27 protein-coding genes are annotated in these 26,301 nt (G+C 69.2%); 16 read left to right on the top strand and 11 right to left on the bottom strand.

The features are described 5' to 3' along the window. Positions 1 to 58: 58 nt before the first annotated feature. The 3 genes from Q9R17_RS09925 to coaBC form a co-directional block, all read right to left on the bottom strand. A complete protein-coding gene (locus tag Q9R17_RS09925; RefSeq protein ID WP_308158322.1) occupies positions 59 to 2,362 on the bottom strand; it encodes a phosphomannomutase/phosphoglucomutase in 2,304 nt (767 codons plus the stop codon). A 75-nt stretch (positions 2,363 to 2,437) separates the two neighbouring features. Then, positions 2,438 to 2,911: a dUTP diphosphatase gene (dut, locus tag Q9R17_RS09920; RefSeq protein WP_308158245.1), complete on the bottom strand. Its 474-nt coding sequence runs from the start codon at positions 2,909 to 2,911 to the stop codon at positions 2,438 to 2,440. Beyond that, positions 2,908 to 4,167 (bottom strand): bifunctional phosphopantothenoylcysteine decarboxylase/phosphopantothenate--cysteine ligase CoaBC, encoded by a 1,260-nt coding sequence (coaBC, locus tag Q9R17_RS09915; protein ID WP_308158244.1) that lies wholly within the window; start codon positions 4,165 to 4,167, stop codon positions 2,908 to 2,910. Before coaBC ends, dut begins: the two co-directional genes overlap by 4 nt. Before the next feature lie 230 nt (positions 4,168 to 4,397). On the opposite strand from coaBC, the gene Q9R17_RS09910 reads away from it, so the two are divergent. From Q9R17_RS09910 to Q9R17_RS09895, 4 genes are all read left to right on the top strand, one after another. Next, entirely contained in the window at positions 4,398 to 5,033 is a 636-nt protein-coding gene (locus tag Q9R17_RS09910; RefSeq protein ID WP_308158243.1) for a response regulator transcription factor, read from the top strand. A gap of 62 nt (positions 5,034 to 5,095) precedes the next feature. Then, a complete protein-coding gene (gene radC / locus Q9R17_RS09905) occupies positions 5,096 to 5,800 on the top strand; it encodes a DNA repair protein RadC (RefSeq protein WP_308158242.1) in 705 nt (234 codons plus the stop codon). Positions 5,801 to 5,905: 105 nt separating this feature from the next. Then, complete coding sequence (gene argS, locus Q9R17_RS09900) at positions 5,906 to 7,594, top strand: arginine--tRNA ligase (RefSeq protein WP_308158241.1); 1,689 nt, start codon at positions 5,906 to 5,908, stop codon at positions 7,592 to 7,594. Positions 7,595 to 7,615: 21 nt separating this feature from the next. After that, a complete protein-coding gene (locus Q9R17_RS09895; protein WP_308158240.1) occupies positions 7,616 to 8,479 on the top strand; it encodes an SPOR domain-containing protein in 864 nt (287 codons plus the stop codon). Between the two features lie 82 nt (positions 8,480 to 8,561). Here Q9R17_RS09895 and Q9R17_RS09890 read toward each other — a convergent pair whose 3' ends face one another. Continuing rightward, positions 8,562 to 9,314 carry an SDR family NAD(P)-dependent oxidoreductase gene (locus Q9R17_RS09890; protein WP_308158239.1) on the bottom strand — a complete coding sequence of 251 codons (753 nt, stop codon included), beginning with the start codon at positions 9,312 to 9,314 and terminating at the stop codon, positions 8,562 to 8,564. A 119-nt stretch (positions 9,315 to 9,433) separates the two neighbouring features. On the opposite strand from Q9R17_RS09890, the gene Q9R17_RS09885 reads away from it, so the two are divergent. Then, on the top strand, positions 9,434 to 9,901 hold the full coding sequence (locus Q9R17_RS09885) for a DUF1456 family protein (protein WP_308158238.1): 468 nt from the start codon (positions 9,434 to 9,436) through the stop codon (positions 9,899 to 9,901). Here Q9R17_RS09885 and Q9R17_RS09880 read toward each other — a convergent pair. Continuing rightward, positions 9,870 to 10,757, bottom strand: coding sequence for a LysR family transcriptional regulator (locus Q9R17_RS09880; protein WP_308158237.1), 888 nt, complete (start codon positions 10,755 to 10,757; stop codon positions 9,870 to 9,872). The genes Q9R17_RS09885 and Q9R17_RS09880 overlap by 32 nt on opposite strands. Positions 10,758 to 10,859: 102 nt before the next feature. Here Q9R17_RS09880 and Q9R17_RS09875 point away from each other — a divergent pair, with 102 nt between their 5' ends. Then, positions 10,860 to 12,056: an MFS transporter gene (locus Q9R17_RS09875; protein WP_308158236.1), complete on the top strand. Its 1,197-nt coding sequence runs from the start codon at positions 10,860 to 10,862 to the stop codon at positions 12,054 to 12,056. Here the strand turns inward: Q9R17_RS09875 and Q9R17_RS09870 are convergent. Continuing rightward, complete coding sequence (locus tag Q9R17_RS09870; RefSeq protein ID WP_308158235.1) at positions 12,053 to 12,748, bottom strand: TorF family putative porin; 696 nt, start codon at positions 12,746 to 12,748, stop codon at positions 12,053 to 12,055. The genes Q9R17_RS09875 and Q9R17_RS09870 overlap by 4 nt on opposite strands. A gap of 165 nt (positions 12,749 to 12,913) precedes the next feature. On the opposite strand from Q9R17_RS09870, the gene Q9R17_RS09865 reads away from it, so the two are divergent. After that, positions 12,914 to 13,303: a DUF6165 family protein gene (locus Q9R17_RS09865; RefSeq protein WP_308158234.1), complete on the top strand. Its 390-nt coding sequence runs from the start codon at positions 12,914 to 12,916 to the stop codon at positions 13,301 to 13,303. 9 nt (positions 13,304 to 13,312) lie between these two features. Here Q9R17_RS09865 and Q9R17_RS09860 read toward each other — a convergent pair whose 3' ends face one another. The 3 genes from Q9R17_RS09860 to Q9R17_RS09850 all read right to left on the bottom strand — a co-directional run bounded on the left by Q9R17_RS09860 (position 13,313) and on the right by Q9R17_RS09850 (position 15,202). Further along, positions 13,313 to 13,978 (bottom strand): response regulator transcription factor, encoded by a 666-nt coding sequence (locus Q9R17_RS09860; protein ID WP_308158233.1) that lies wholly within the window; start codon positions 13,976 to 13,978, stop codon positions 13,313 to 13,315. A 214-nt stretch (positions 13,979 to 14,192) separates the two neighbouring features. Further along, positions 14,193 to 14,765, bottom strand: a complete 573-nt coding sequence (locus Q9R17_RS09855; RefSeq protein WP_308158232.1) for an Ax21 family protein — start codon at positions 14,763 to 14,765, stop codon at positions 14,193 to 14,195. A gap of 74 nt (positions 14,766 to 14,839) precedes the next feature. Beyond that, positions 14,840 to 15,202 carry a hypothetical protein gene (locus Q9R17_RS09850; protein ID WP_308158415.1) on the bottom strand — a complete coding sequence of 121 codons (363 nt, stop codon included), beginning with the start codon at positions 15,200 to 15,202 and terminating at the stop codon, positions 14,840 to 14,842. Between Q9R17_RS09850 and Q9R17_RS09845 the strand changes: the two genes are divergently transcribed. Beyond that, positions 15,086 to 17,482 (top strand): prolyl oligopeptidase family serine peptidase, encoded by a 2,397-nt coding sequence (locus Q9R17_RS09845; protein ID WP_308158231.1) that lies wholly within the window; start codon positions 15,086 to 15,088, stop codon positions 17,480 to 17,482. The genes Q9R17_RS09850 and Q9R17_RS09845 overlap by 117 nt on opposite strands. Before the next feature lie 91 nt (positions 17,483 to 17,573). Beyond that, complete coding sequence (locus Q9R17_RS09840) at positions 17,574 to 17,933, top strand: DUF1428 domain-containing protein (RefSeq protein WP_308158230.1); 360 nt, start codon at positions 17,574 to 17,576, stop codon at positions 17,931 to 17,933. Between the two features lie 9 nt (positions 17,934 to 17,942). Here Q9R17_RS09840 and Q9R17_RS09835 read toward each other — a convergent pair whose 3' ends face one another. Further along, positions 17,943 to 18,626, bottom strand: a complete 684-nt coding sequence (locus Q9R17_RS09835; protein ID WP_308158229.1) for a hypothetical protein — start codon at positions 18,624 to 18,626, stop codon at positions 17,943 to 17,945. Positions 18,627 to 18,760: 134 nt separating this feature from the next. Next, complete coding sequence (locus Q9R17_RS09830; protein ID WP_308158228.1) at positions 18,761 to 19,606, bottom strand: histone; 846 nt, start codon at positions 19,604 to 19,606, stop codon at positions 18,761 to 18,763. A gap of 479 nt (positions 19,607 to 20,085) precedes the next feature. Between Q9R17_RS09830 and Q9R17_RS09825 the strand changes: the two genes are divergently transcribed. The 7 genes from Q9R17_RS09825 (at position 20,086) to Q9R17_RS09795 (ending at position 26,221) form a co-directional block, all read left to right on the top strand. Then, entirely contained in the window at positions 20,086 to 21,513 is a 1,428-nt protein-coding gene (locus Q9R17_RS09825; RefSeq protein WP_308158227.1) for a Do family serine endopeptidase, read from the top strand. Positions 21,514 to 21,623: 110 nt separating this feature from the next. Next, on the top strand, positions 21,624 to 21,989 hold the full coding sequence (locus Q9R17_RS09820; protein WP_308158226.1) for a hypothetical protein: 366 nt from the start codon (positions 21,624 to 21,626) through the stop codon (positions 21,987 to 21,989). Between the two features lie 8 nt (positions 21,990 to 21,997). Beyond that, positions 21,998 to 22,468: a phage holin family protein gene (locus Q9R17_RS09815; RefSeq protein WP_308158225.1), complete on the top strand. Its 471-nt coding sequence runs from the start codon at positions 21,998 to 22,000 to the stop codon at positions 22,466 to 22,468. Further along, positions 22,465 to 22,935: a protein sip-5 gene (locus tag Q9R17_RS09810; RefSeq protein ID WP_308158224.1), complete on the top strand. Its 471-nt coding sequence runs from the start codon at positions 22,465 to 22,467 to the stop codon at positions 22,933 to 22,935. The genes Q9R17_RS09815 and Q9R17_RS09810 overlap by 4 nt, the downstream gene beginning before the upstream one ends. A 67-nt stretch (positions 22,936 to 23,002) precedes the next feature. Further along, positions 23,003 to 24,106, top strand: coding sequence for an AI-2E family transporter (locus tag Q9R17_RS09805; protein ID WP_308158223.1), 1,104 nt, complete (start codon positions 23,003 to 23,005; stop codon positions 24,104 to 24,106). 31 nt (positions 24,107 to 24,137) lie between these two features. Then, complete coding sequence (locus Q9R17_RS09800; RefSeq protein WP_308158222.1) at positions 24,138 to 24,857, top strand: HAD family hydrolase; 720 nt, start codon at positions 24,138 to 24,140, stop codon at positions 24,855 to 24,857. Continuing rightward, positions 24,854 to 26,221: a M17 family metallopeptidase gene (locus Q9R17_RS09795; protein ID WP_308158221.1), complete on the top strand. Its 1,368-nt coding sequence runs from the start codon at positions 24,854 to 24,856 to the stop codon at positions 26,219 to 26,221. The genes Q9R17_RS09800 and Q9R17_RS09795 overlap by 4 nt, the downstream gene beginning before the upstream one ends. The last annotated feature ends 80 nt before the right edge of the window (positions 26,222 to 26,301 follow it).

Below are 26,301 nucleotides of genomic sequence, written 5' to 3'. Positions count from 1 at the left end.
TGGCGTGGATCGACAGCGGCCCACCTCCGTAGATCCACGCCATGCGTGGATGGGACGATCAGAATCCCAGCGGGGTATCACCCAGCAACGGCTGCAACTGGCTGCGGAACAACGCCTGGATGCGCTCCAGTGCCTCCTCGCTGTCGGCTTCGAAGCGCAGCACCAGCACCGGGGTGGTGTTGGAGGCGCGCACCAGGCCCCAGCCATCGGGGAAATCCACGCGCAGGCCGTCGATGGTGGACAGGCGGCCACCGGCATAGGGGCTGTCGGCCGCCTGTGCGGCCGAGACCAGCAGCGACACCAGCGCGTGCGGCGTGCCTTCGGCCACCGGCACCTTCAGTTCCGGCGTGGACAGGCCCTCGGGCAGTTCGGCCATCACCTCGTCCACGCTGTCCTCGCGCTGGGCCAGGATCTCCAGCAGGCGCGCGGCGGCATACAGGCCATCGTCGAAACCGAACCAGCGCTCCTTGAAGAAGAAGTGCCCGCTCATCTCGCCCGCCAGCTCGGCGTCGGTCTCGCGCATCTTGGCCTTCATCAGCGAATGCCCGGTCTTCCACATCAGCGGGCTGCCCCCGTGGCGCAGCACATGGTCGGACAGCCGGCCGGTGCACTTCACGTCATACAGCACCATCGCACCCGGGTTGCGCATCAGCACATCGGCGGCGAACAGCATCAGCAGACGGTCGGCATGGATGATCCGGCCTTCGCCGGTGACCACGCCCAGGCGGTCGCCATCACCATCGAAGGCGACACCCAGGTCAGCGCCGAAGCGCTTGACCGTCTGCACCAGGTCTTCCAGGTTGGCCGGTTCGCTGGGATCGGGGTGGTGGTTGGGGAAGCTGCCGTCCACATCGCAGTACAGCGGGATGACCTCGGCGCCGATGGCTTCAAGCAGTTGCGGGGCGAGAGCGCCGGCCACGCCGTTGCCGGCGTCGGCCACCACCTTCAGTGGGCGGTCCAGCTGCACGTCGTCGGCAATGCGCTGGATGTAGTCCTCGCTGACCTCGCGCTGCTGGTAGCTGCCCGGTTCGGCAGCCTGCATCAGGCGGCCCTCGGTGATGCGTGCGTACAGGTCGGTGATGGCACTGCCGGACAGCGTTTCCCCGCCGATGACGACCTTGAAACCGTTGTATTCGGGCGGGTTGTGGCTGCCGGTCACCGCCACGCAGGTCCCGGTGCGCAGGTGGAAGGCGGCAAAATAGACCACCGGCGTCGGCGCCATGCCGATGTCGATGACATCGCAGCCGGCGCGGCGCAGGCCTTCGGCCAAGGCGGCCGCCAGTTCCGGCCCGGACAGCCGCCCGTCGCGGCCGATCACCACTTCGCGCAGCCCCTGTTCCAGCACTGCCGTGCCGATGGACTGGCCGATCAGGGCCGCACTGCGGGCCGTCAGCTCGCTGCCGACCACGCCACGGATGTCATAGGCACGGAACATGCCGGCAGCCAGTTCATCGGCCGGCACCGGTGGCGGTGCCGGCGGCGCGGCCGATGCCGCCTCCGCAGGCGTGGCAGCAGCCATCGCCGTTGCCGGCGGCACCATCGCCAGGCTCTCGCGCAGCGTCGGCCCCTGGTCTTCCTCGGCCACCGCGCGGCGGCGCGGCAGCGATGTGGGCAGCGACGTGGGCAGGCGGCCGCGGCCAACCAGCATCAGCACTGCCACCAGTGCCAGCAGCAGCGCGACGATGGCACCGGAAATCACCCCCAGCCCAAGCGGACCGGCATCCACCGCCGGTACGGCAGCGGCCAGGCGCAACGGGGTACCGGCAATCGGGCGCGCCTGCGCTTCGGCCGTCGAGGACAGGCTGGCATCCCCCTGCACCACCAGGTCGCGCGTGCCCTGGCGCAAGGCCAGGAAACCGGTGCCCGGAGCCTGCACCTGGTCCAGCGGCGCGGTCAGGCGCAGCAGGGGCTGGCGGACATACACCACGGCCGGGCCCTGCGTGCCCAGCGTGACCGGTGCAGCCAGGCCGAGGCGGTTGCCTCCGCCATCACGGACCACGCGCAGCCCGGGCCTGTTCTGGGCGATCGCCGCCTCCAGCAGGGCCAGGCGGGCATAGCCGAACGCGGCCGGGTCGGCATAGCCGGTAGCCAGGTCGGCCGCGAACACATCCACCTGCTCGACACCGCTCCAGCTTTCCCGCAGGGCCAGCGCGGCGCCTGCGGCGTCACCGGCCTGCAGCGCCTGCTGCACGCGCGCAGCCTTGAGCTGACGGCCCAGCTGCGACAGCTGGCCCGAGGCCGCCTGCTGCAGGCCCTGCACGGCGGTATCGCGGGCGCTTTCCAGCGCATCCACGGTCGCCTGCTGGCGCCATTGCTGGACTGCGCCATAGCCGAGCCAGGCCGCCAGCAGCACCAGCAGCAGCGCCAACAGCGACTCCTTGCGTACCCAGGAACGTATCGACTTCGCTGCCGCGCTGTTGTTCATCGTTGCTCCCTGTCAGCGCACTCCGGTGTGGCCGAATCCACCCGTTCCCCGAACGCTGTCGGTGAAAGTATCCACTACCTGCAGGCTGACGCGTGCGATGGGCACCACCACCAGCTGCGCGATGCGGTCGCCCGGTTCGATGGTGAAGGCCTCCCGGCCCCGGTTCCAGACGCTGATCAGCAGGGGGCCCTGGTAATCGGCGTCGATCAGCCCGGTGCCGTTGCCCAGCACGATGCCATGCCGATGGCCCAGCCCTGAACGCGGCAGGATGACCGCACACAGGCCCGGATCGGCGATGTGGATGGCCAGGCCGCTTGGCACCAGCGCGGTATCGCCCGGCTGCAGGGTCAGCGCGGTTTCCAGCGCAGCACGCAGGTCCATGCCGGCGCTGGCTTCGGTGGCATAGGCCGGCAAGGCCCAGCTGTCGCCGAAACGCGGATCGAGCAGTTTCACCTGCAGCGGCTGGGGAAGGTGTGCCTGGGTCATGCCTGGAGCCTCCGCGCGATCAGCGCGAGCAGTTGTGCGGCCAGCTCACGCTTGGTGGTGGCCGGGAAATTCTGTTCGCCATCCTGCCAGTAGGCCGTGGCGGCGTTGTTGTCGCTTTCGAACCCACCGCCACTGATGCCGACCTGGTTGGCGATCACCAGGTCCAGTCGCTTGTCGACCAGCTTGCCCCGCGCGTACTTCTCCACGTCATGGGTTTCGGCGGCGAAGCCGACCACCAGCTTCAGCGACTGGGTCTGCGCGGCCACCTCGGCCAGGATGTCCGGCGTGCGCACCAGCTCCAGCACCAGCGCCTGGCTGCCGGCGGTCTTCTTCAGCTTCTGCGCGGCCACCTGGCGCGGGGTGTAATCGGAGACGGCGGCCGCACCGATATAGATGTCCGCCGGCAGGGCATCGAGCACCGCCTGGCGCATCTGCGCGGCCGAGCGCACATCCACCCGCTGCACGCCGGCCGGCGTGGGCAGGTGCACCGGGCCGCTGACCAGCACCACGTGGGCACCGGCGCGGGCGGCGGCCTCGGCCAGGGCAAAGCCCATCTTGCCGCTGCTGCGGTTGCCGACATAGCGCACCGGGTCGATGTCTTCGTAGGTCGGGCCGGCACTGATGACCAGGCGCAGGCCGCGCAGCTGCGCGCTGGCCGGATCGGGCGCGGCGGTCGCCGCCAGGTTGCCGGCCAGGGCCGCCACGATGTCGTGCGGTTCGGCCAGGCGCCCCGGGCCGGATTCACCTTCGGCCAGCGGGCCGTCGACCGGGCCGATCACCTGCGCGCCACGTTCGCGCAGCAGCGCGACGTTGGCCTGGGTGGCCGGGTGCAGCCACATGCGGTGGTTCATGGCCGGGCACACGGTCAACGGCGCGGTACTGGCCAGGCACAGCGTGCTGACCAGGTCATCGGCATGGCCATGGGCCAGACGGGCCAGCAGGTCGGCGGTACCCGGGGCGACCACGATGCGGTCGGCCCAGCGCGCCAGTTCGATGTGGCCCATGGCCTGTTCGGCGGCGCTGTCCCACAGCGTGGTACGGGTCGGCTGGCCGGACAGGGCCTGGAAGCTGAGCGGGGTGACGAACTGCTGGGCGCCGGCGGTCATGGCCACCTGCACCTGGGCACCGGCGTCGCGCAGGCGTCGCACCAGTTCCAGGGCCTTGTAGGCGGCGATGCCCCCGCCCACGCACAACAACAGTTTCTGGCCATCCAGCGCGCGCGTGGCCGCCGGGGATGCCTTGGGGGAGTCAGCCACCTGGAAATCCTGTGCAAACGAGGGCGCTAGCTTACCCGATGGCCCCCGTCGCCCCGGTGACCGGTGCACATAACCGCAGGCTATCAACTGATGGGCCCGCGTGCAGGGCGGCGGGAAGGCCGGGGCTGACGGCGGTTTCGGATCTTTCTTATACCCCCGGCGCGGCGGGATTCGCAGAATCCTGCTGGTGCCCTGCATCGGCGCGTGCAGTCGTTTTCCAAGGAGCCAGCGTGCAACCCCGCATCATCATCGCCGACGATCACCCCGTGGTCCTGCACGGCGTCCGCATCGTGCTCGAACGCCAGCAGATGCAGGTGGTCGCCAGTGCCGGCGACGGCCCGGCCCTGCTGTCCCTGCTGGCGCAATGCGACCCTGGCGATTACGACGTGCTGCTGACCGACCTGTCCATGCCCGGCGACGGCCCGGACGGCGCGCAGCTGCTGCAGGCCGTGCGTACCCGGCACCCGGCGCTGCCGGTGGTGGTACTGACCGGCGTGCGCCACCCGGACGTCCTCGGCGGCCTGCTGCGCGAGGGCGTGCTGGGCCTGGTGGACAAGACGGCCGACTTCATCGAACTGCCGCAGGCCCTGCGCGCGGCGATGGCCGGGCAGCTGCACGTGTCGCGTGGACTGCGGGCGCACCTGCAGGCGCGCGACCTGCACCCCCGGCGCGAACCGGCCTCCCTGTCCGCACGCGAATGCGAGGTGCTGGACCTGCTGGCGCAGGGACTGAGCATCAATGCCATCGCCGACCACTGCGGGCGCAGCCCCAAGACCATCAGCCGGCAGAAATCCGAAGCCAAGCGCAAGCTGGGGCTGTGCAACAACCAGGAACTGTTCGACTACCTGCGTGGCCGGGGGCGCTGACCCACAGCCACCTGCGGCGTTCCCCGATGGGAAGCGGGAACAGGCCGGCGCAAGCTATGCCCATGCCCATCCATGACTGGCCCGAAGGGGAACGCCCCCGCGAAAGACTGCTGGCCCGGGGCCCGGCCGCCTTGTCCGATGCCGAGCTGCTGGCCCTTTTCCTGGGGTCGGGAACCGGTGGCCGCGACGCGGTACAGACCGCCCGCGAACTGCTGGGCGCGCATGGCCCGCTGCGCACCCTGCTCGACCGCAATGCCGGCGAACTGACCCGCCTGCCCGGCCTGGGCCCGGCGCGCAGCTGCACCCTGGTGGCCGGGCTGGAACTGGCCAAGCGCCACCTGGCCGCCCGGCTGGAACAGGGCGAGCCGGCGTGCACGCACCCCGCCCTGGTCGGCCGCTTCCTGCAGCAGCACCTGCGGGCCCGGCCCCAGGAGGTGTTCAGCGTGCTGTTCCTGGACAACCAGCACCGCCTGCTGGCCTGCGAAGACCTGTTCCACGGCACGATCAACGCGGCAGCCGTCTACCCGCGCGAGGTGGTGCGGCGGGCACTGGTGCTCAACGCGGCGGCGGTCATCGTCAGCCACAACCATCCTTCCGGCGATCCGGAACCCTCCCAGGCCGATGAGCAGCTCACCCGCGAACTGCAGCATGCCCTGGACCTAGTCGATGTCCGCCTGCTGGACCACTTCGTGGTGGGGGAAGGCACGCCGGTATCGTTCGCCGAACGGGGGCTGCTGTCACAACGGCAATCGCGGCTGTTCAGGTAGGTCGGCCGGGCCGGCCATGGCCTGCCCGGTCAGGGCCGAGCCGGCCAGCGGGCCGCTTCTGGGCTAAAATGGGCGATTCCGCCGCTCATTCACACAGCAGGCCTCGTGAAAAATCTCCTCCGCGCCCTCATCGGCCAAGGCATCGAAGCCTTGCGCGCCAATGGCACCCTGCCGGCCGATACCCTGCCGCCGGACTTCGTGGTCGAGCGCCCGAAGACCCGCGAACATGGCGATTTCGCCACCAACGCGGCCATGCTGCTGGCCAAGGCCGCGCGCAGCAACCCGCGTGCGATCGCCCAGGCGCTGGTCGAAGCGCTGCCGCGCAGCGAAGACGTGAGCAAGGTCGACATCGCCGGCCCGGGCTTCATCAATTTCCATCTGGCCCCGGCCGCATACCAGCGTGAAGCCGCGCTGGTGCTCAAGGAAGGCCATGACTATGGCCGCAACCTGTCCGGCAACGGCCGTACCGTGGGCGTGGAATACGTGTCGGCCAATCCGACCGGTCCGCTGCATGTCGGTCATGGCCGCGCGGCGGCGATCGGCGACTGCATCGCACGCGTGCTTGATGCCAATGGCTGGAACGCCAAGCGCGAGTTCTACTACAACGACGCCGGCGTGCAGATCGAGAACCTGGCCCTGTCGGTGCAGGCGCGTGCGCGCGGCATCGCCCCGGACCAGGACGGCTGGCCGGAAAACGGCTACCGCGGCGAGTACATCGCCGATGTCGGCCGTGCCTACCTGGCCGGTGCCAGCGTCGAACTGGAAGGCACCACCGTGGTGGGAGCCAAGGACCCGCAGGATCTGGACGCGATCCGCCGCTTTGCCGTGGCCTACCTGCGCAACGAGCAGAACCTGGACCTGGCCGCGTTCGGCGTGGATTTCGACATCTACTTCCTGGAAAGCTCGCTGTATGCCGATGGCAAGGTGGCCGAAGCGGTCGCCAAGCTGCAGGCCTCCGGCCACACCTACGAGGAAGGCGGCGCGCTGTGGCTGCGCAGCACCGAGTTCGGTGACGACAAGGACCGCGTGATGCGCAAGTCCGACGGCACCTTCACCTACTTCGTGCCGGACGTGGCCTACCACCTGTCCAAGTGGCAGCGTGGCTACGAACGCGCCATCACCGAGCTGGGCGCGGACCACCACGGTTCGCTGGCCCGCGTGCTGGCCGGCCTGCAGGCGCTGGAAGTGGGCATCCCCAAGGGCTGGCCGGAATACGTGCTGCACCAGATGGTCACCGTCATGCGCGGCGGCGAGGAAGTGAAGCTGTCCAAGCGTGCCGGCAGCTACTTCACGCTGCGCGACCTGATCGAGGAAGCCGGCCGCGATGCCACCCGTTGGTTCCTGATCGCGCGCAAGCCCGATTCGCAGCTGACCTTCGATATCGACCTGGCCCGCCAGCAGAGCAACGACAACCCGGTGTTCTACGTGCAGTACGCGCACGCCCGCGTGTGCAGCCTGCTGCGCCAGGCCACGGAAAAGGGCATCACCCATTCGCCGAGCGCGGGCCTTGCCGGCCTGCCGACGCTGGATGACGAAGCCTCGCTGTGGCTGATGGTGGAGATGTCGCGCTACCCGGAAATCGTCGAATCGGCCGGCAGCCTGCTCGAACCGCACGTGATCGCGCAGTACCTGCGTGAATTGGCACATGCCTTCCACACGTGGTATCAGAGCAAGAAGATCCTCGAACTGGACCAGGCCGAACTCGACGCGCGCCTGGCCCTGGCCAACGCCGCGCGCCAGGTGCTGGCCAACGGCCTTGACCTCCTGGGCGTTGGTGCCCCGGAAAAAATGTAAGTCTCAGGAGACGTAGTACACATGGCAGCACGACGCGGCAAAAGCCAGGCACGGCGCAACAGCGGCAGCCAGGGCACACCCGGATGGGTGTGGCTGGTGGCCGGCGTGGCGATCGCGGCAGTGGTATTCCTGGCAGCGCCGAACCTGTTCAAGGGTGAAGGCGATGGCTTCCTGCGCGCCGGCCCGCAGCCGAACCCGAACGCGCAGCCGGCGCCGGTCGCCGACGGCGAAGCCGATGGCGGCAACGCCCCGGCCACCGCCCCGGCCAAGCCCGCCGAGCCGACCAAGCCTGCAGCGACGCAGTACGACTTCTACACCCTGCTGCCCGGCAAGGAAGTGGAAATGTCCGATGCCGAGCTGGCCGCCAGCGCACGCGCCGAAGAACAGCGCAAGGCCAAGGCTGAAGCGCAGCGCGCGCAGGCTGCCCTGGACGGCAGGCCGGTGCCGCCGGCCGCCGTGGCCACGGCCCCCGCAGCCAGTACGGCGCCGGCCACCAGTACCCCGGCCGCCACGCTGCCGGCCCCGGTGAGCGAACGCCCGGCACCGGCCAGCACCGCGGCAACCACCACGGCCACCACCACGCCCAGCCGCCATGACGCCGCACCGGCCACCCCGGCGCAGGCCACGCCGGCCGCGACGGCACCGGCCGACAACGCCCGCTACATCCTGCAGGCCGGCGCGTTCGGTGCCTCCGGCGATGCCGAGGCGACCAAGGCCAAGCTGGCGATGATGGGCCTGGCCGCGCGCGTGGAATCGGCGCAGATCAACGGCAAGATGGTCTACCGCGTGCGCATGGGGCCTTACGGCAGCGCCAGCGAGCTGGCCGAAGCCAAGCAGAAGCTCGATGGCACGGGCCTGCAGGCGATGGCGATCAAGGCCCAGTGAGCCTTGCGGCCTGAACGGAAAAAGCCGGGCAATGCCCGGCTTTTTCTTTGCGCGTGGCGCCGCGCCCGGCCCGTGGCGGCAGTTACCCTTCGCGGGCGACCTGGAACCCGGCAAACGACTGGCTGACCGGCATCAGTTCCAGCCGGTTGATGTTCAGGTGTGGCGGCAGGGTGGCCACCCAGAAGATCTGCTCGGCGATGTCCTCGGCCGTCATCGGGTTCGCACCGGCATAGAGCTTGTCCGATGCCGCCTGGTCACCGTGGGTGCGCACGACGGTGAATTCGGTCTCGGCCATGCCCGGCTCGATCGTGGTCACGCGCACGCCGGTGCCATGCAGGTCCGAACGCAGGCCCAGCGAGAACTGGCTGACGAAGGCCTTGGTGCCGCCGTAGGCGTTGCCACCCGGGTACGGGTACACGCCGGCCACCGAGGAAATGTTGATGATCGCCCCCTTGCGCTGCACCAGTTGCGGCAGCAGGCGATGGGTCAGCGTGACCAGGGCGGTGACGTTGGTGTCGATCATGGTGCGCCAGTCCTGCAGGTTGGCACTCTGCGCGGGCGCGGTGCCCTGGGCCAGGCCGGCGTTGTTGACCAGCAGGTCGATCTCGCCGAAGGCCGGCGGCAGGGCCAGCAGGGCCGCTTCCATCGCGATCGGGTCGCGCACGTCGAACACCGCCGCATGCACGATGTCCGCGCCATAGGCCGCGACCAGCGGCTGCAGGCGTTCGGCACGACGGCCCGTGGCGATCACCTTCCAGCCCGCCTTGGCGAAGCGGTGGACGGCGGCGGCACCGAAGCCGGAAGTGGCGCCGGTAATCAGGACGGTACGGCTCATCAAGCTACTCCGTGGGATGCAGGCAACCATTCTGGCACTGTCGGCCGCTGCCTGTATTGCCGCGGGCGGCCCGCCGGCCACCACGCAGGGGGTACCGCCGTCACCGGTACAATGGCGCCATGATCAACAACGATGTCCTGCGCAGCCTGCGCTATTCCATGGACCTGGCCGATGGCCATGTCGTTTCGCTGTGCCAGCTGGCCGACCCCGCCTTCAGCGTGACCACCGACGAGGTGAAGGGCTGGCTGCACCGCGAGGACGAGCCCGGCCATCTGCCCTGCCCCGATGCCGCACTGGCGCACTTCCTGGACGGGCTGATCATCCACCTGCGTGGCCGCGACGAAAGCCAGCCGCTGCGGCCGGTGGAGACCCGCCTGGACAACAACCTGATCCTGAAGAAGCTGCGGGTAGCGTTCCAGCTGCGCGACGTGGACCTGATGGAGATCTTCGCCGCCGCCGGCTTCCGTGCGTCCAAATCGGAGGTGGGGGCCCTGTTCCGCCAGCCCGGCCATGCCAACTACCGCCGCTGCCTGGACCAGATGCTGCGCAACTTCCTCAAGGGGCTGAGCCTGCGCCTGCGGCGCTGAGCAGGTCCTGCAGGAACGCCTGCGCGGCCGGGGTCGGCACGCGCTGCCAGACCAGGTGCACGCGCCGCCGTGGCGTGGGCTGCAGGGCGATGCGTGCTACGCCGCTGAAGCCTTCGGCGATGGACAGCGGCACGATGCCCACGGCCAGGCCATGGCGCACGATGCGCTCGACCAGTTCCAGGTGGCTGACCTCGAAACGCACCGGATGGGGCAGATTGGCCGCTGCGAACGCATCGTCGGTCTGCCGCCGCGCGCCGGTGCCCTGCGGGAAATCAACCAGGGCCTGGTCCACCAGCGCCTGCAGGGGCAGCCGCTTGCGCCCGGCCAACGGGTGCTGCGGCGCCATCACCGCGACCAGCGCTTCTTCCTGCAGCACGCGATGGCAGACGCCTTCGATGCTGGCCGAGGGCGCCAGCCCCACCAACGCGATATCCAGCTGGCGGTCACGCACCTGGGCGATCAATGTTTCGCTCTTGTCCATGCGCAGCTGGAATTCCACCTGCCGGTAGCGCTGCTGGAAGCCGGCCAGCAGTGCCACCACGTCGATGCCGGTCAGTGAGGAAATCTGGCCTACCGCCAGCGTACCGCGCACCTGGCCGATGCTGGCGGCCACGTCCGCACGCAGGTGGCGCACGCTGGCCAGTACCTGCCGCGCATGCACCAGCAGGGCCTCACCGGCGGGCGTGGCGCGCACCTGGCGCGGCAGCCGCTCGAACAACGGCGCGCCCAGTTCCTGCTCCAGGTGGGCGATCTGGTGGCTCAACGCCGACTGCACCACGTGGCAACGGGCCGCAGCCCGGGTGAAGTTGCCTTCCTCGGCCAGCGCCACGGCGAATTCGAGCTGCTTGAGGTTCACGCCAACATCTCATTTCAAGATGACAGGGATGATGATGATTCATTTCCATCATCGCTGGCCAGCGCCGACACTGTGCGGCCCCCTGTTGTGCTGGTATGCCCCATGGATCCGACCCCGCTGCCGTCCCTGCACCGCTGGCAGGTGCTGCTGATGGCCTTCGCCACCGGCGTTGCCGTGGCCAGCAACTACTACGCCCAGCCCTTGCTGCACACGATGGCCGGGCAGTTCGGCGTGCCGTTCGGCCAGATCGGCATCGTGGTTACCGCAGCCCAGCTCAGCTACGCGGCCGGGTTGATCCTGCTGGTGCCGCTGGGCGACCTGTTCGAGCGGCGCCGGCTGATCGTGGTGATGTCGCTGCTGTCGGCGTGCGGCCTGGTGATCAGCGCACTGGCGCCCAGCCTGCCCTGGTTGCTGCTGGGCACGGCGCTGACCGGCCTGTTCTCGGTGGTGGCGCAGGTGCTGGTGCCGTTCGCGGCCACGCTGGCCGAACCGCAGCATCGCGGGCGGGTGGTCGGCACGCTGATGAGCGGGCTGCTGCTGGGCATCCTGCTGGCGCGTACGGTGGCCGGCGGCATTTCCAGCCTGGGCAGCTGGCGCTGGGTGTACGCCGTGGCCGCCGTGGTGCTGGTGTCCACCACGCTGGCGCTGTGGCGCGGGCTGCCGCGCTTCCGCCACGGTGCCGGGCTGGGCTACTTCGCGCTGCTGCGCTCGATCGGCACGTTGTTCGCGCGTGAACCGGTGTTCCGCCACCGCACGCTGCTGGGCGCGTGCAGCTTCGCCATGTTCGCCATGTTCTGGACGCCGCTGGCGTTCCTGCTGGCCCAGCACCCCTATGGCTACACCGATGCGACCATCGGCCTGTTCGGCCTGGTCGGGGCCGCCGGCACGCTGGCGGCCGGCATCGCCGGGCGCATGGCCGACCGGGGCCAGAGTGGCCGTGCCACCGCCATCGCCCTGGTGCTGCTGCTGGCTTCGTGGCTGCCACTGGGCGTGGCCACGCATTCGCTGGCCGCGCTGCTGGTCGGCGTGCTGGCGCTGGACCTGGCCGCGCAGCTGCTGCACGTGAGCAACCAGAACGTGGTCTACGCGCTGCAGCCCGATGCCCGCAACCGCCTCAACGCCGGCTACATGACCGGCTACTTCATCGGCGGTTCGCTGGGTTCGCTGCTGTCGGCACAGGTGTACCAGCGCTTCGGCTGGACCGGCGTGTGCCTGGCCGGGGCCAGCGTCGGCGTGCTGGCCCTGCTGCTGTGGCTGCCTGGCGCGCTGCGCGCGCGCCAGGCGGCGGCCAAGGCCTAGAAGCTGCCCTGCAGGGCCAGTTCGAAGCGGCCACCGGCCGCGCCGGGGAACAGGCGGCGGGCGGCGTTGTCGGTGTCATGCACGGTGGCACGCAACTCCCAGGTCGGGGTCAGCGTGGCGATCGCGCTGAGCTGGCCATGGGTGTAGTCCGGGCCCTGCGCCGCGTCGAGCCAGTAGTGGCCCACCGCCGCTTCCAGGCGCAGCTTCTGCCCCAGCGGCAGGCGGGCGCCCAGCAGGCCGTAGGTGCCGCGGTGGCCACCGGCCAGCGCGTCGCTGGAATGGGCCACCTGCAGCCAGGCGTACTGGCGCCAGCTCAGGGTGGCGCTGCCTTCGGTCCAGTCCAGGCGGCGACCGGTGCCCGGGTACAGGTACCGGGTCAGGTTGACGTCCACGTTCCAGTCCGTCGCCAGCGCACCGGACCAGCCAGCCACCAGATCGAACTCGGTGTGGGCGCCGTTGTCCGGCTTGAACGACACGTTCGAGCCCCAGCCACTGGCATACCAGCCGTGGCTGGACACCTTCACGCCGGCCTGCGCGGCCGGGTCACCATCGCTCTGCGTGCTGCCACGCCACACATAATCGCTGGTCAGCGTGGCATTGCCGCTGACCTGCACCTGCGCCTGTGCGCTCCCGGCGCACAGCGCCACTGCCAGCGCGGCGATCACCGCCACGCGCTTCCCCTGGGTCTTCACTTCAGTCCATCCACGTCGAAAAAGCGGCCTCGCCGCCGAGGACGGCAGTGTCGGGGCGGCGGCCGTAACGAATCGATGGCGCAGGTGCGGCCCTCGCGCAAAAACCGCGTAAAGCCTCCGCGCAGGGGCGCGGTATCATGCGTGCCTGTTCAATGGAGCCGCAGCGTGGAAGCCATCCTGACCCCGGTATCGATCGGTGAGCTGATCGACAAGATCACCATCCTGGAAATCAAGGCCGAGCGCATCGGCGACGCCACCAAGCTGGCCAATGTGCGTACCGAACTGGACGGGCTGCTGCCGCTGCTGGCCGCCCAGCTGCAGGCGCAGCCGTCGCTGGGCACGCTCAAGGAGGCGCTGAAGGCCATCAACGAGCGCATGTGGGACATCCAGGACGCGCTGCGCGAGAAGGAAGCCGCCCAGCAGTTCGATGATGCCTTCATCCAGCTCGCGCGCGGGGTGTACGGCACCAACGGTGAACGCGTGCAGGTGAAGAACGAGATCAACCGTGTCGCCGGTTCGGCACTGGTGGAAGAAAAGCAGTACCAGGGCGAGTAAGCCGGCCGCTCAGCCGGCAGGCAGCAGGTGGCGGATCTGGAACAGGTCGCCATCGGTACGGATGCCCAGCTTGCGATAGGCCGACTTCTTCTGCGTGCTGATGGTGCTGGCGGCACGCCCGAGCGTACGCGCCATGTCGCTGGTGCGGTGGCCGCGCAGCACCAGCCGCACCACTTCATGCTCGCGCATGCTCAGCGGCGCCAGCCCATGCTGCCAGCGCTGCGTGCGCGAGCGCCCCAGCTGGGCACGCATTTCCGCCGGCACGAACCGCCCCCCCCGTACCACCACGTCCACGGCGCGCAGCAGGGTCTCGGCCGGCGCGGACTTGGACAGGAAGCCGCGCGCGCCCGCTTCCAGCGCCATGGCCACGGTACTGGCATTGCAGTGCGCCGACAGCACCAGGATGGGCAGCGCGGGCCAACGCCGCGACAGCAGGCGCAGGAAACGCATGCCATCGCATGGCATGTCCAGCGGCAGCACATCCACCACCAGCAGATCGATGTCGTGCGGCTGCCTGAGCAGTGCGCGCAGCAGGCCTCGGCCATGCCCATAGCTGCCTTGCAGCTGCACGCCGGGTTGCTGGCACAGCACCACTTCCAGCCCTCGGCGCAGGACGGGATGAGGATCGAGCAGCGCCAGCCGCCTGCGCAGAGGCGTTATGGGCGTTGCGGACATGGGGAGTTGCGGCATCGGCGCATTCCTGCGACGCGGGGCCTTCACCCTAGGCGGCGCCAGCGCGCGGCGGAATCCAATTCATTGCATTGCACCCGGCAGGGTCAGGCGGCGCTCAGATGCCTTAACGCATGGCGTACCTGCCATGACGCAACAGGCCCGGCATGGGCCGGGCCTGTTGCAGGTCACGCGGCACCCTGGGGTGCCATGGGCCGTCTTACCAGCTGAAGCGCGGGCCAACGGTGTATTCCTTGTCACCGTGGCGGTTCATCTTCAGTTCGCCGTTCAGGCCCCAGTTCTGGTTCAGCTTGACCTGGCCACCGATGCGGCCGTACCACTGGCCATCCGGGTTCACGCCGTGCTTCTTGGCGTAGTCTTCATAGCCGACCATGCCGTAGACCTCGGCGTGCGGACCGAAAGCGGTGCGGATGCCGGCTTCAGCGCTGTAGCCGTTGAAATCCAGGCCGTGCTTCGGGTCGAGCTTCTGGTAAGCCACGCGGGCCACGAAGTCGGTCGCGTTGGCGATTTCCTGGTTGTAGCCCACGCCCACCTTCCACTGGTCCAGCTTCAGGTTGGTGTGGTCGATTTCCTGGCGGCTGTATTCGCCGAAGGCGTGGAAGTTCGGCAGGAAGCCGTAGGAACCCTTGACGCCCCAGCCATCGGCCTTGAACGCATCGGAGTCGGTCTTGGCGTAGTCGGCTTCAGCGTAGTTGTAGGACAGGTTTTCTGCGGCCGAAGCAGCGAACGGCAGGGCAGCGGCCAGGGCCAGGGCGATCAGCGAAGTCTTCATGGGGGTACACCTTTCTTTCTTATGGTGTGCAGCAGGGTGGGAGCCCGCGCTGCAACGGAAATGTAAATTCTCCGTTATCCGCCCGAACGCTCCCTGAAAACCCCGGACTTCGCATTCCTGAATTTTTTGGCTTGATTCAGGCTGTTTCTGGCATACGCGCGCGCTTTGCGCATGCCTCCTTTCAACGACCTTTCCCGTGCACGCGGCATGCCACGCTGCCGTACAGCCAGCACTGGCGTGCCCTGGATGATGCTCCGCACCGTGACGCTGGACCGCCGCCATGTTCTGCTGCGCGTGCCCATCCGCAACAGGACGTTGCCATGCCCCACCCGCTGTCGTGCATCCGAAGGTCCCTTGGAATACTGGTTTTCCTGCTGGCCAGCCCTGCCGCGCATGCATTGGATGCCGCGGCTTACCAGCAGGCCGAGCGCGTGCATGACACGCGCCTCCGCAGCGTGCTGCGCAACACCAGTGTGCACCCTGTCTGGCTGGCCGACGGCCGGTTCTGGTATGAACGCCAGGACGCATCCGGGCGCAGCGAGCCGGTGCTGGTCGATCCGGCCCGGGCAGCACGCCAGGTCCTGTTCGATGCCGACCAGCTGCGGGCGGCCATCACCGCGCTGGTCGCGGCGCCGCAGCAGCTGCGCACGCTCGATGTACAGCCCGATGGGCCGGGCCTGCGCCTGCGCCTGGGCGATGGACGGCAGACCGTCATGTGCCTGTGGCCGCAACGCCGATGCCATCCTGACACCCTGCCGGCCACGCCGGCCGATGCACTGCCCTCGCCCGATGGCACGGCCTGGGTGCAGGTGCATGGGCATGATCTGTGGCTGCACCGCGTCGATGCTCCGGCGCAGCCGCTCAGCCGTGGCGGAAGCGAAGGCAACGGCTACGGCACGCTGCCCGATTTCGCCCTGCGTGGCCTTCCGCGCCGGGCCGGCAGGCTGCCGTTGCCGCCGTTCGCCACCTGGTGGGCACCACAGGGCACCGTACTGTTCGGCGTGCGCTACGACGAACGGGCACTGCGGGATTACCCCTACCTGGAAAGTGCACCGGCCACCGGTGCCAGGCCCATCGTGCACACCGTCAAACTGGGTCTGCTGGGCGATCGCGAGCAGGTCCGGCAGGCATGGTTCGTGCTGGATGCCCGCAGCGGCCAGCAGCGTGACATCGCCGTGCCCGACGGCTGGCATGTGCTGACCGAAGCCGGCCCGCTGGGATGGGACAACGGCAAGGTCTATACCGCCATCGTGTCCGCCACGCCCCCTGCGCGGCTTCGCCTGGTGGAGATCGACCTGCACAGCGGTGGCCTGCGCACGGTGCTGGAGGAACGCAGCGACACCCGCGTGCAGCTGAACCTGTACACCTACAACCGCCCGGCCGTCGCGGTCCTGCCGGGGCAGGACACCCTGGTCTGGTTTTCGCAGCGTGATGGCTGGGGCCATCTCTATCGCGTCCGCCTGTCCGATGGTGCCGTTCTTGGGCAGATCACCCGGGGCGACTGGGCGGTCCGCGATCTGGTCGGCGTCGATCCGGCCACCGGCCTGCTCTATTTCACCGCCGGTGGCGTGGAGGGCGGCGACCCCTACGTCCGGGGGCTGTACCAGGTAGCACTGGCAGGAGGCCCGGTACGACGGCTTGGGCAGGACACGGGTGACCACGCTGTGGATGCCGGTACCGGCCCCTTGTTCGGCGCGCGGCCGCCGCGTGCGCTGGCACCGGATGGACACAGCCTCATCGATACCGTCTCCCGCCTGGACCAGGCCCCGCTGACCGTGCTGCGGTCCACCCAGGACGGGCGCCAGCTGCTGGAGCTGGAGCAGACCGACCCCACCCCGGCCCTTTCGGCAGGCTGGCGCCCTCCCCGGCGCGAGCGCCTGCTGGCCGCCGATGGGCACACGCCGATCCATGCCACGGTCTTTTTCCCGAAGGACTACCGCGACGACGGGCGGTTCCCGATCATCGACGCGATGTACGGTGGTGTATTCACCCACAACGCACCCGTCAGCTTCACCGAGGCCGTTTCGGCACAGAATCCGGTGTCACGCGCAAGCCTGGCGGCATTGGGCTTCGTGGTGGTGACCATCGATGGGCGCGGTACCGCCGGCCGCGACAAGGCCTTCCACGACAGCAGCTTCCTGCAGGGTGCGGACCTGCAGCTGGATGACCACGTGGCCGCCATCGGGCAGCTGGCCCAGCGCTACCCGGGCATCGATCTGCAGCGCGTGGGCATCTATGGCCATTCCTTCGGCGGCTACAGTGCTGCACGTGCCCTGCTGCGCCACCCGGACTTCTACCGCGTGGCCGTTGCCTCGGCGGGCAGCCACAACTTCCAGGGAATTTACGGCGGGGCCGTGCACGGCATGGACCGCCTGATCGGCGGGGTGGTACCGGCCGCGGCAATGGCCGGCGGCGTGCCGGCCCCGTTCGACCGGCTCGACAACACGGCCCTGGCCGAGCACCTGCGGGGCCACCTGCTGCTGGCCTACGGTGATCTGGACGAGAACGCGCCACCGGCGCAGACGCTGCAGCTGGCTGCGGCACTCAACCGCGCCAACCGTGACTACGACCTGCTCTACCTGGCCGGGCAGGACCACGAGCTGTTCCGCAATGACGCGTACTTCACGCGCCGGATGTGGGACTACTTCGTGCGCCACCTCGCCGGTGGCGACCCACCGGATTACCGGTTGGCGCCGTTTCCGGGTGGTCCTGGCTGAACAGGCTGCCACGGGTTGTCGATTCCGCGCTCCCGGGTTCGTCGGGTAGATGAAGGCCGTGCCCCCTGCACGGCCAGGCAGGAGACAGACGATGCACTACATCGATGGATTCGTGCTGGCGGTTCCCACCGCCAACAAGCAGGCGTTCCTGGACCACGCCAATACCGGCGATTCGGTGTTCCTGGAATTCGGCGCACTGCGCGTGCTGGAGTGCTGGGCCGATGACGTGCCACACGGGCAGGTCACCGACTTCTTCCGGGCCGTGCAGGCACAACCGGACGAGACCGTGGTGTTTTCCTGGATCGAATGGCCGGACAAGGCCACCCGCGATGCAGGCATGGCGAAAATGATGGAAGACCCACGCCTGGACCCGAAGGTCAACCCGATGCCGTTCGACGGCAAGCGGATGATCTACGGAGGGTTCGTGCCGGTGGTGGAACAGGTGCGCTGATTCGCTCGCTCAGCGCGGTGCAGGATCATCCTCGGCCGCATGGCCGGCGCCCAGCGCGGCGCCGGCACCCAGGCCCATGCCTGCCCCCATGCCCCCCGCACCACCTCCGCCACCGGCCCGGCCCGCCTTGCCATCCCCCTCCCCGGCACCGCGCGCCTTTGCACCCCCACCGCTGACCGGGCGCGTCGGCCCTTGGCAGGGAATCTCCAGGTCCGGCGGTACCGGAGCCAGATCCAGTGCCTGGCGGATGAAATCACGCAGCGATACCACCAGCGCGTGGGTGTGCACGGCACGCCCCTGTGCCAGCTCGGTGGCGGCACGTGCCGCCAGGCGGACCTGCTCATCCGTGCCCAACAGCAGGATGTCCGACAGCGCGGCTTCCACCGCGTCGCGGATGCGCCGTGCACGGTCCGAGCCGGGCCCGGGCACACCGTGCGCCGGCGCCCGCGCACGCAGGTCGCGCAGGTGGCTGGGGTCCACGCCCAGCTCGCCGGTGAAGGAACCGCCCAGGGTCTTGTAGGCCGCCATCAGGGTGCGCAGCCGTTCGTTGATCTGGCGGTTTTCGCGCTCGCGGCGCTGCTGCAGGGTCTGCATCACCAGCAGGCGGATGCCCACGCCCAGCAGGGTGATCAGTACCAATCCCGCCAGCGTGGATACCACTGCCTGCCAGGAACTGAAATCGAGACCGCGCATGCCCGTCGCCTGTCATGGGAACCCGGCCCATGGTGCCCGAAGCGATGTCGGCAGGGTGCGCAGGAAAGCCCACGCCCGCGTGGGGCGGGGCCGGCAACCCCTGCCGCGCGGCGGCGGCAGGGGCGCGGTGCAGCTTACTTGCGGGCGCGCTTGGCGACGGCCTTCTTGGCCGGAGCCTTCTTGGCGGCGACCTTCTTCAGCGGCGCGGCCTTCTTGGCAACGGTCTTCTTGGCAACGACCGCCTTCTTGCCGACGGTCTTCTTGGCGACCGCCGCCTTCTTGCCGACGGCCTTCTTGGCAACGACCGCCTTCTTGGCGACGGTCTTCTTGGTCACGGCGACCTTCTTGCCAACGGTCTTCTTGGCCACGGCGGCCTTCTTGCCGACGGTCTTCTTGGCAACGACGGCCTTCTTGCCGACGGTCTTCTTGGCCACCGCGGCCTTCTTGGCAACGGCCTTCTTGGCCACGGCGACCTTCTTGCCGACGGTCTTCTTGGCCACTGCCGCCTTCTTGGCAACAGTCTTCTTGGTGGTGGCAACCTTCTTGGTGGCGGCCTTCTTCACCGCAGCAACCTTCTTGCCAGCGGCCTTGGTGGTCTTCTTGGCAGCAGCTGCCTTCTTGGCCACGGCCTTGGTGCCCGCCGCCTTCTTCTTGGCCACTTCCTTCTTCAGGGCAGCGGCTTCGGCCTTGGCGTTCTTCTTGGCGGTTTCCAGCTTCTGCTTGGCCTTGGCCAGGGTCTTGCCGACCGACTTGGCGGCCTTGCCGGCCTTCTTGGCAACGGTCTTTTCGACCTTGGCCACGGCCTTCTTGGCCTTGGCCACGCCGGTGGTGGCGGCCTTGCGGGCGCGCTTGACGGTCTTCTTCGCCGCGGTCACCGCGTCTTCGGCGGCGTGGGCGATGGTTTCGCCAACGTTGGTGGCGGCTTCTTTCACGTTCTCGACAGCGTCGGTCACAACCGACACACCATTACCGTTGCTCATGATGCCCTCCTGGGGGCGTAGATGTTCAAAACGGGGCGATGCTATACCGACAATTGCGATCGTGGAACGGGTCACATCCTACGCCGTATTGGCGTGCCAGCGGTGACACCACGCCGACACCGCCCGCGCCCTGCCACCGCCCTGCACGAAATGCCTTTTTTAAAGCACTCTGCTGCAACCACGCGCGCGCCTGCGTGGTACGGCGCGGCCACGGTTGCCGGCACCGGCGTGGTGACGCCGGCACGCGACCTGCCACGTGCCGGAAGGTAAAAATGCGCAGGACGCGGCACCCCGGCCCGCGCAGCCGCGCCACCCGGATTGCGCCGATGGAGCGCCGTCCCGCTCGCCATCGCCGGCATGACGCCCGGTTTTTCATGGGACATTTATCCGGCCCGCGACACACTCATTCAGCATGTTCTACCGTAGAGGCCATCGGCCTCTGTCACGGCCCTCCCTTTTTCCGCCTGCGAATCCTTCCCATGCGACCGATTCCCACCCTGCTCACGCTTGCACTGGCCGCTGCCTTCGGCGGCTTCGTGGCCACCGGCATCAATGCCCACCTGGACAACCGCGCCGCGGCAGCCACCCTGGCCATTCCCACCAGCGGCGCGCTGCCGGCATCGGTGGCCGGCCAGCCCGTGCCTTCGCTGGCGCCCATGCTGGAACAGGCCATGCCCGCCGTGGTCAGCGTCAACACCAAGCAGGTGGTGCGGGTACGCAACCCGTTCTTCAACGATCCGTTCTTCCGCCGCCTGTTCCCGGACATCCCGCAGGACCGCATCAATGAATCCCTCGGCTCGGGCGTCATCATCGATGCCACCAAGGGCCTGGTGCTGACCAACCACCACGTCATCGAGAACGCCGACGACGTGCAGGTGACCCTGGCCGACGGGCGCACGGTGAAGGCCGAGTTCCTGGGTTCGGACCGCGATACCGACATCGCGCTGATCCGCATTCCCGCCGACAAGCTGACCGCGCTGCCGCTGGGCAACAGCGACCAGCTGCGCGTGGGCGACTTCGTGGTGGCCATCGGCAATCCGTTCGGCTTCACCCAGACGGTCACCTCCGGCATCGTCTCGGCGGTGGGGCGCAGCGGCATCCGCGGGCTGGGCTACCAGAACTTCATCCAGACCGATGCGTCGATCAACCCCGGCAATTCCGGTGGCGCGCTGGTCAACCTGTCCGGCCAGCTGGTCGGCATCAACACCGCCAGCTTCAACCCGCAGGGCAGCATGGCCGGCAACATCGGCCTGGGCCTGGCCATTCCGTCCAACCTGGCGCGCAACGTGGTCGAGCAGCTGGTGACCAAGGGCGAAGTGGTGCGCGGCACGCTGGGCATCGAAAGCCAGAACCTCACCCCGCAGCTGGCGCAGGGCCTGGGCCTGACCGAAATCCGCGGCGCGCTGGTGACCCGCGTGCTGGCCGGTTCCGGCGCGGCAGCAGCAGGCGTGCGCCAGGGCGACCTGGTGGTGATGGCCAACGGCCAGCGCGTGGACAGCGCCGAAGCGCTGCACAACATCGAAGGGCTGGCGGCCGTCGGCAGCACCCTGACCCTGGACGTGCGCCGCGATGGCAAGCCGCTGCAGCTCAAGGCCACGCTGAAGGAGCAGGCACGCGCAGTCACCGGCGACACCCTGGACCCGCGCCTGTCCGGGGCGACCTTTGCCGACCTGCCCGAATCGCTGCGCCAGTCCGGCATCGATGGCGTGCTGGTCAGCGATGTGCGCCGAGGCAGCCGCGCGGCCACCTCGGGCCTGCTGGCCGGCGACATCATCACCGCCGCCAGTGCCGGCGAATTCACCGACCTGGCCAGCTGGCGCGCCAACTTCCAGCGCCGCCCCGAGCAGCTGGTGCTGCGCATCGTGCGCAACAATGGCCAGCAGCAGGGCCAGCTGGTGATGCGCTGAACGCACGGTGCTGACACCCCCTATACCTGGGGGGTGGTATTGCTGCACGTCCTGGCCGACGATCGACCCGACGGCATTCCCCCTCGCCCCATCGCAACTGGAGATATTCGATGAGCCCGACCAATACCGAGAACCTGAAGGAACACCTGGGTGAAGCCGGTTCGCACCTGAAGCAGGCCGCCAGCGCGGCGGGCGGTGCGATCAAGGGTGCCACCGGCGCCGCCACCGACGAGCTGCGCATCGGCAAGGCCAACGTCAAGGCGGAGCTGTCCGACAGCGCGCTGTCCGGTCTGGCCGCCGCTGAATTCGGCGGTGCCGCGGCGAAGGAACAGGTGGATGCACTGATGGACAAGGGCAAGGACCTGATCGACAGCGCTGCCGAGCTGATCCGCGAACGCCCGCTGGCCTCCTTCGGCGTGGCCTTCGCCGCCGGCTGGATCATCGCCAAGCTGGCCCGCAGCGGCGGCGACAAGTAATCGACCGCGTGAGCGAAGACACTCCGCGCGACGGCGAACCGGCGGCCACCCCGCCGCTGGAAGAAAGCATCCGCCAGGTCAGCCAGGCCAGCCAGGCCGCCGCCGAAGCGGCCAAGCACAGCCTGCGCTCGCTGCGCCGGCTGGCCTCGGCCGACTTCGCGCTGGCACGCAGTGCGTTCGGCCGCGCCCTGGCCTGGAGCGGCGTGGCCATCGTGTTCGGTGCATCGGCATGGCTGCTGATGGCCGCCACGCTGATCGCCCTGCTGCAGAGCTGGGGCCTGAGCTGGCTGCAGGCGCTGCTGATCACCTCGCTGCTGAGCCTGGCCGTCACCGGTTACGCGATCTGGCGGGTGTCCTACTTCTTCCACCACACCGGCATGCATGCCACCCGGCGCCAGCTGTCGCGCCTGGGCCTGTTCGACGAGCCCAGCGAGGACGACCCTGATGCCGGCGTGCAGATTCCCGAGGGCAAGCCATGAAGTTCGGCGCGCTGCAGCGGCGGGTGAAACGCTGCGAACAGGTGATGGCCGTGCGCCTGGGTGAAACCCAGGACAGCTGGGACATGCTGAGCCAGGCGTGGCGGCGTGGCTGGTCACCGCTGCGCATCGTGGTGGTCGGCCTGGCCAGCGGCTTTGTCGTCGGCAAGCTGGAAGTGCCGGGCAAGGTCAACGGAGCGCGCTGGCTGCAGATGGTGGGCTCGGTATCCAACCTGTTCGCCAGTGCGCAGGCGGCCTTCGCCACGGCGATGGCGGCCCAGGCGGCGGCCGAGGCCGATGACGCCGGTGAAGCGGCCGACGATGCCGAGCAGGCGGCCGCGCAGGCCGCCACGGCCACCACCGCGCCGGCAGCGGCACCCCGGCCCACGCCGGCACCGGCGGCCGCTCCCGCCGTGGACCCGGTCGGCCCGCGCCCGGCCGAAGCGGCCACCGAACTGTCCGAACGTTGACGCACCGACGCCGCCGCGTTGATCCTGGGCGGCGGATAATGGGCCATCTTCCCGTGCCGGTGCATCGATGAGCGAGCCCCTTCCGTCCCCGTCGATGGCCGAACCGCCGGCAGCGCCGCTGCCCCCCCCCTCGCGCCCACGCGGGCCGATGTCGCTGGTGGTGCTGGCCACGCTGGCGGTGGCCTACACGCTGTGGGCCGCGCAGGACATCATCCTGCCGGTGCTGCTGGCGATGTTCTTCGCGCTGGTCGGCAACCCCATCCTGCGCCTGCTGCAACGGCTGTGGATTCCACGTGCGCTGGGTGCGCTGCTGGTCCTGGGCGCGGGCCTGGGCGTGACCGGCTCGCTGGCGGTACAGCTGGTCGGTCCGGCCATGGACTGGGCGCAGGAAGCCCCGCAACAGCTGCGCAAGGTCGCCCGCCAGGTGCAGGACCTGACCCGCCCGGTGCTGCAGGCCAACCAGGCCGCCGAGAATTTCGCCCGCGTGGCTGGTGGCGAAGGCAGCCGCCGCGTACAGATCGTGCGCACCCAGCTGGATGATCCCTACCGCATGCTCACCCGCGCGCCGCGGCATGCGGCCTCGGTGCTGGCGGTGGTGCTGCTGACGCTGTTCTTCATGATCTATGGACAGAACCTGCAGCGCGCGGCCATTGCCCTGTTCCCCAGCCGCCAGCAGCAACGCTTCACCAGCGACATCCTGCGGTCGATCGAACGAGAAGTGTCGCGCTACGTGCTGACCATCACCGTCATCAACGCCCTGGTGGGCCTGCTGTTTGCCGGGGTGTTGATGCTGCTGGGCATCGGCCTGCAGGAGGCGCTGCTGTGGGGCACGGTGGCGGCGCTGCTCAATTTCGCCCCTTATGTGGGCCCGCTGATCGGCGTGGCGCTGATGCTGCTGATGGGGTTCGTGGAATTTCCCACCCCGCTGCAGGCGCTGCTGCCGGCGGCCTGCTACCTGGCGCTGCACACGCTGGAGGGCCAGGTGGTCACCCCGATCGTGCTCGGCCGGCGCATGAAGCTGTCCCCGCTGGTGCTGATCCTGGCGCTGATGCTGTTCGGCTGGGCATGGGGCATGGTCGGCCTGCTGCTGGCCGTACCACTGCTGGTGTGCATCAAGCTGGTGCTGGCACGCCTGGAAGGCATGCAGGGCTGGGCGCGGCTGCTGGAATGAAAGCCGTCGCGCGCAGGCGTAGAATGGCGGGGTGAAATTTCCTGTCCTAGCCATCACCCTCGACCTCGACGACACGCTGTGGCCGTTCGCCCCGATCGGCGCCCGCATCGACCAGGTCCTGCACGACTGGATGCGCGAACACAGCCCGGCCACCGCGGCGATGTACCCGGTACCGGCCATGCGCGAACTGCGCGAGCGCTCCTTCCGCGACAACCCGCACCTGCACTTCGACCTGAGCGCGCTGCGCCGGCTGACCCTGCGTGAAGCGCTGGAGAACAGTGGCGCCGACCTGGCGCTGCTGGAACCGGCCTACGAGGTGTTCTACGCCGCGCGCAACCAGGTCGAATGCTATCCGGATGCCCTGGATGCCCTGGCCCGCATCGCCGCGCGCGTGCCGGTGGCGGCGCTGAGCAACGGCAACGCCGACCTGCAGCGCATCGGCCTGGCCCATCACTTCACCTTCCAGCTGGGCGCGCGCGAACACGGCGCCGCCAAGCCGGAGGCCAGCATCTTCCATGCCGCCTGCCAGCGGCTGGGCGTGGCGCCGGCCCAGGTGCTGCACGTGGGCGACCACATCGAGATGGACGTGGCCGGGGCGATCGCCGCGGGCCTGCGGGGCTGCTGGATCAACCGCGACGCGGCCACCTGGAACCACCCCACCCTGCAACCGGACCTGCAGTTCGACACCCTCACCGGCCTGGCCGACTGGCTCGATGCCAACGCCACCGAACCCGGAGCACCTGACGCATGAGCGAGATCACTGGTTTCACTTCCGAAGCCGCACAGGCCCTGCCGCTGTATGTGCTGGACCGTCACCAGTACGACGCCTGGCACGCCGCCCAGCCGGCCGCGGTGCAGGCCTGGCTGAAGGCACAGGGGTTTGCCGGCGGCCAGCAGAGCGCGGCGCTGCTGCCGGGCGAGAACGGCATCGCCGGCGCGGTGCTGGGCATTGGTGACCGTGCCGATGCCTACAGCTACGCGCATGGCCCGCACGCGCTGCCGGCCGGCACCACCTGGCAGCTGGCCAATGACCTGCCCGAGGCCGAGCTGGCCCTGCTGCAGCTGGGCTGGGGCCTGGGCAGCTACCGTTTCGACCGCTACCGCAAGCGCAACCGCGCGCCGGCGCAGCTGGTCGCCCAGCCCAGCGCCGAGGTGGCCGACCTGATCGCCGCCAGCCTGCGCGTGCGCGACTGGGTGAACACTCCCACCGAGGACATGGGCCCGCAGCAGCTGGAAGACGCCGCCCGCGCCCTGGCCGATGCGCACGGCGCGCAGATCGAGGCGATCACCGGTGACGCCCTGCTGGCGCAGAACTTCCCGGCCATCCACGCTGTCGGCCGCGCCTCGCACCGCGCACCGCGCCTGATCGTGCTGCGGTGGGGCAAGGACACCGACCCGGCGCTGGCGCTGGTCGGCAAGGGCGTGTGCTTCGACACCGGCGGTCTGGACATCAAGCCGGCCGACGGCATGCGCAACATGAAGAAGGACATGGGCGGTGCGGCCCACGCGCTGGCCCTGGCCGGGCTGGTGATGGCCCAGCAGCTGCCGGTGCGCCTGACCCTGCTGATTCCGGCGGTGGAAAACGCGATCGGCCCCGATGCCTTCCGCCCGGGCGAGATCATCGCCACGCGCAAGGGCCTGAGCATCGAGATCGACAACACCGATGCCGAAGGCCGGGTGATCCTGTGCGATGCCCTGACCTTTGCCGGTGAACAGAAGCCGGACCTGGTGCTGGACTTCGCCACCCTGACCGGCGCGGCGCGCATCGCGCTGGGCCCGGACCTGCCGGCGCTGTTCAGCAACGACGATACCGTGGCCCACCAATGGCTGCAGGCCGGCGATGCGACCCGCGACCCGGTCTGGCGCATGCCGCTGTGGCGTCCGTACCTGCGCTACCTGAGCAGCGGCGTGGCCGATCTGGCCAACGCCGGTTCGCGCATGGCCGGTTCGGTCACCGCAGCGCTGTACCTGGAACGCTTCCTGGAAGACGGCCAGCGCTGGGCGCACCTGGACGTGTATGCCTGGAACGACGGCGAACGCCCGGGCCGCCCGGCCGGTGGCGAAGCCCTGGCACTGCGCTCGGCCTGGGCGATGCTGAAGGCACGCTACGCCTGAGCAGCGCTGCCGCCTCGGCGGGGCCGCAGCAGGCGCGGCCCCGCCTGCTGCGGCAATCTTGACGGAAATTTGAATACCGC

Origin of the sequence: Stenotrophomonas sp. 24(2023) (genome assembly GCF_030913365.1) — a bacterium.
GTDB lineage: Bacteria > Pseudomonadota > Gammaproteobacteria > Xanthomonadales > Xanthomonadaceae > Stenotrophomonas.
The sequence above is the reverse complement of the archived record's forward strand: the minus strand, read 5'-3'. Positions and strand labels throughout refer to the sequence as shown.

Coding starts and splice junctions, on each gene's coding strand:
- Q9R17_RS09840 (WP_308158230.1), top strand. CDS start 17,574: ATGCACTACATCGATGGATTCGTGCTGGCGGTTCCCACCGCCAACAAG.
- Q9R17_RS09795 (WP_308158221.1), top strand. CDS start 24,854: ATGAGCGAGATCACTGGTTTCACTTCCGAAGCCGCACAGGCCCTGCCG.
- Q9R17_RS09890 (WP_308158239.1), bottom strand. CDS start 9,314: ATGAGCCGTACCGTCCTGATTACCGGCGCCACTTCCGGCTTCGGTGCC.
- Q9R17_RS09875 (WP_308158236.1), top strand. CDS start 10,860: ATGGATCCGACCCCGCTGCCGTCCCTGCACCGCTGGCAGGTGCTGCTG.
- Q9R17_RS09885 (WP_308158238.1), top strand. CDS start 9,434: ATGATCAACAACGATGTCCTGCGCAGCCTGCGCTATTCCATGGACCTG.
- Q9R17_RS09845 (WP_308158231.1), top strand. CDS start 15,086: ATGCCCCACCCGCTGTCGTGCATCCGAAGGTCCCTTGGAATACTGGTT.
- Q9R17_RS09895 (WP_308158240.1), top strand. CDS start 7,616: ATGGCAGCACGACGCGGCAAAAGCCAGGCACGGCGCAACAGCGGCAGC.
- Q9R17_RS09830 (WP_308158228.1), bottom strand. CDS start 19,606: ATGAGCAACGGTAATGGTGTGTCGGTTGTGACCGACGCTGTCGAGAAC.
- Q9R17_RS09825 (WP_308158227.1), top strand. CDS start 20,086: ATGCGACCGATTCCCACCCTGCTCACGCTTGCACTGGCCGCTGCCTTC.
- Q9R17_RS09820 (WP_308158226.1), top strand. CDS start 21,624: ATGAGCCCGACCAATACCGAGAACCTGAAGGAACACCTGGGTGAAGCC.
- Q9R17_RS09835 (WP_308158229.1), bottom strand. CDS start 18,626: ATGCGCGGTCTCGATTTCAGTTCCTGGCAGGCAGTGGTATCCACGCTG.
- Q9R17_RS09860 (WP_308158233.1), bottom strand. CDS start 13,978: ATGTCCGCAACGCCCATAACGCCTCTGCGCAGGCGGCTGGCGCTGCTC.
- Q9R17_RS09810 (WP_308158224.1), top strand. CDS start 22,465: ATGAAGTTCGGCGCGCTGCAGCGGCGGGTGAAACGCTGCGAACAGGTG.
- dut (WP_308158245.1), bottom strand. CDS start 2,911: ATGACCCAGGCACACCTTCCCCAGCCGCTGCAGGTGAAACTGCTCGAT.
- Q9R17_RS09855 (WP_308158232.1), bottom strand. CDS start 14,765: ATGAAGACTTCGCTGATCGCCCTGGCCCTGGCCGCTGCCCTGCCGTTC.
- Q9R17_RS09805 (WP_308158223.1), top strand. CDS start 23,003: ATGAGCGAGCCCCTTCCGTCCCCGTCGATGGCCGAACCGCCGGCAGCG.
- radC (WP_308158242.1), top strand. CDS start 5,096: ATGCCCATCCATGACTGGCCCGAAGGGGAACGCCCCCGCGAAAGACTG.
- Q9R17_RS09850 (WP_308158415.1), bottom strand. CDS start 15,202: ATGCACGCGCTCGGCCTGCTGGTAAGCCGCGGCATCCAATGCATGCGC.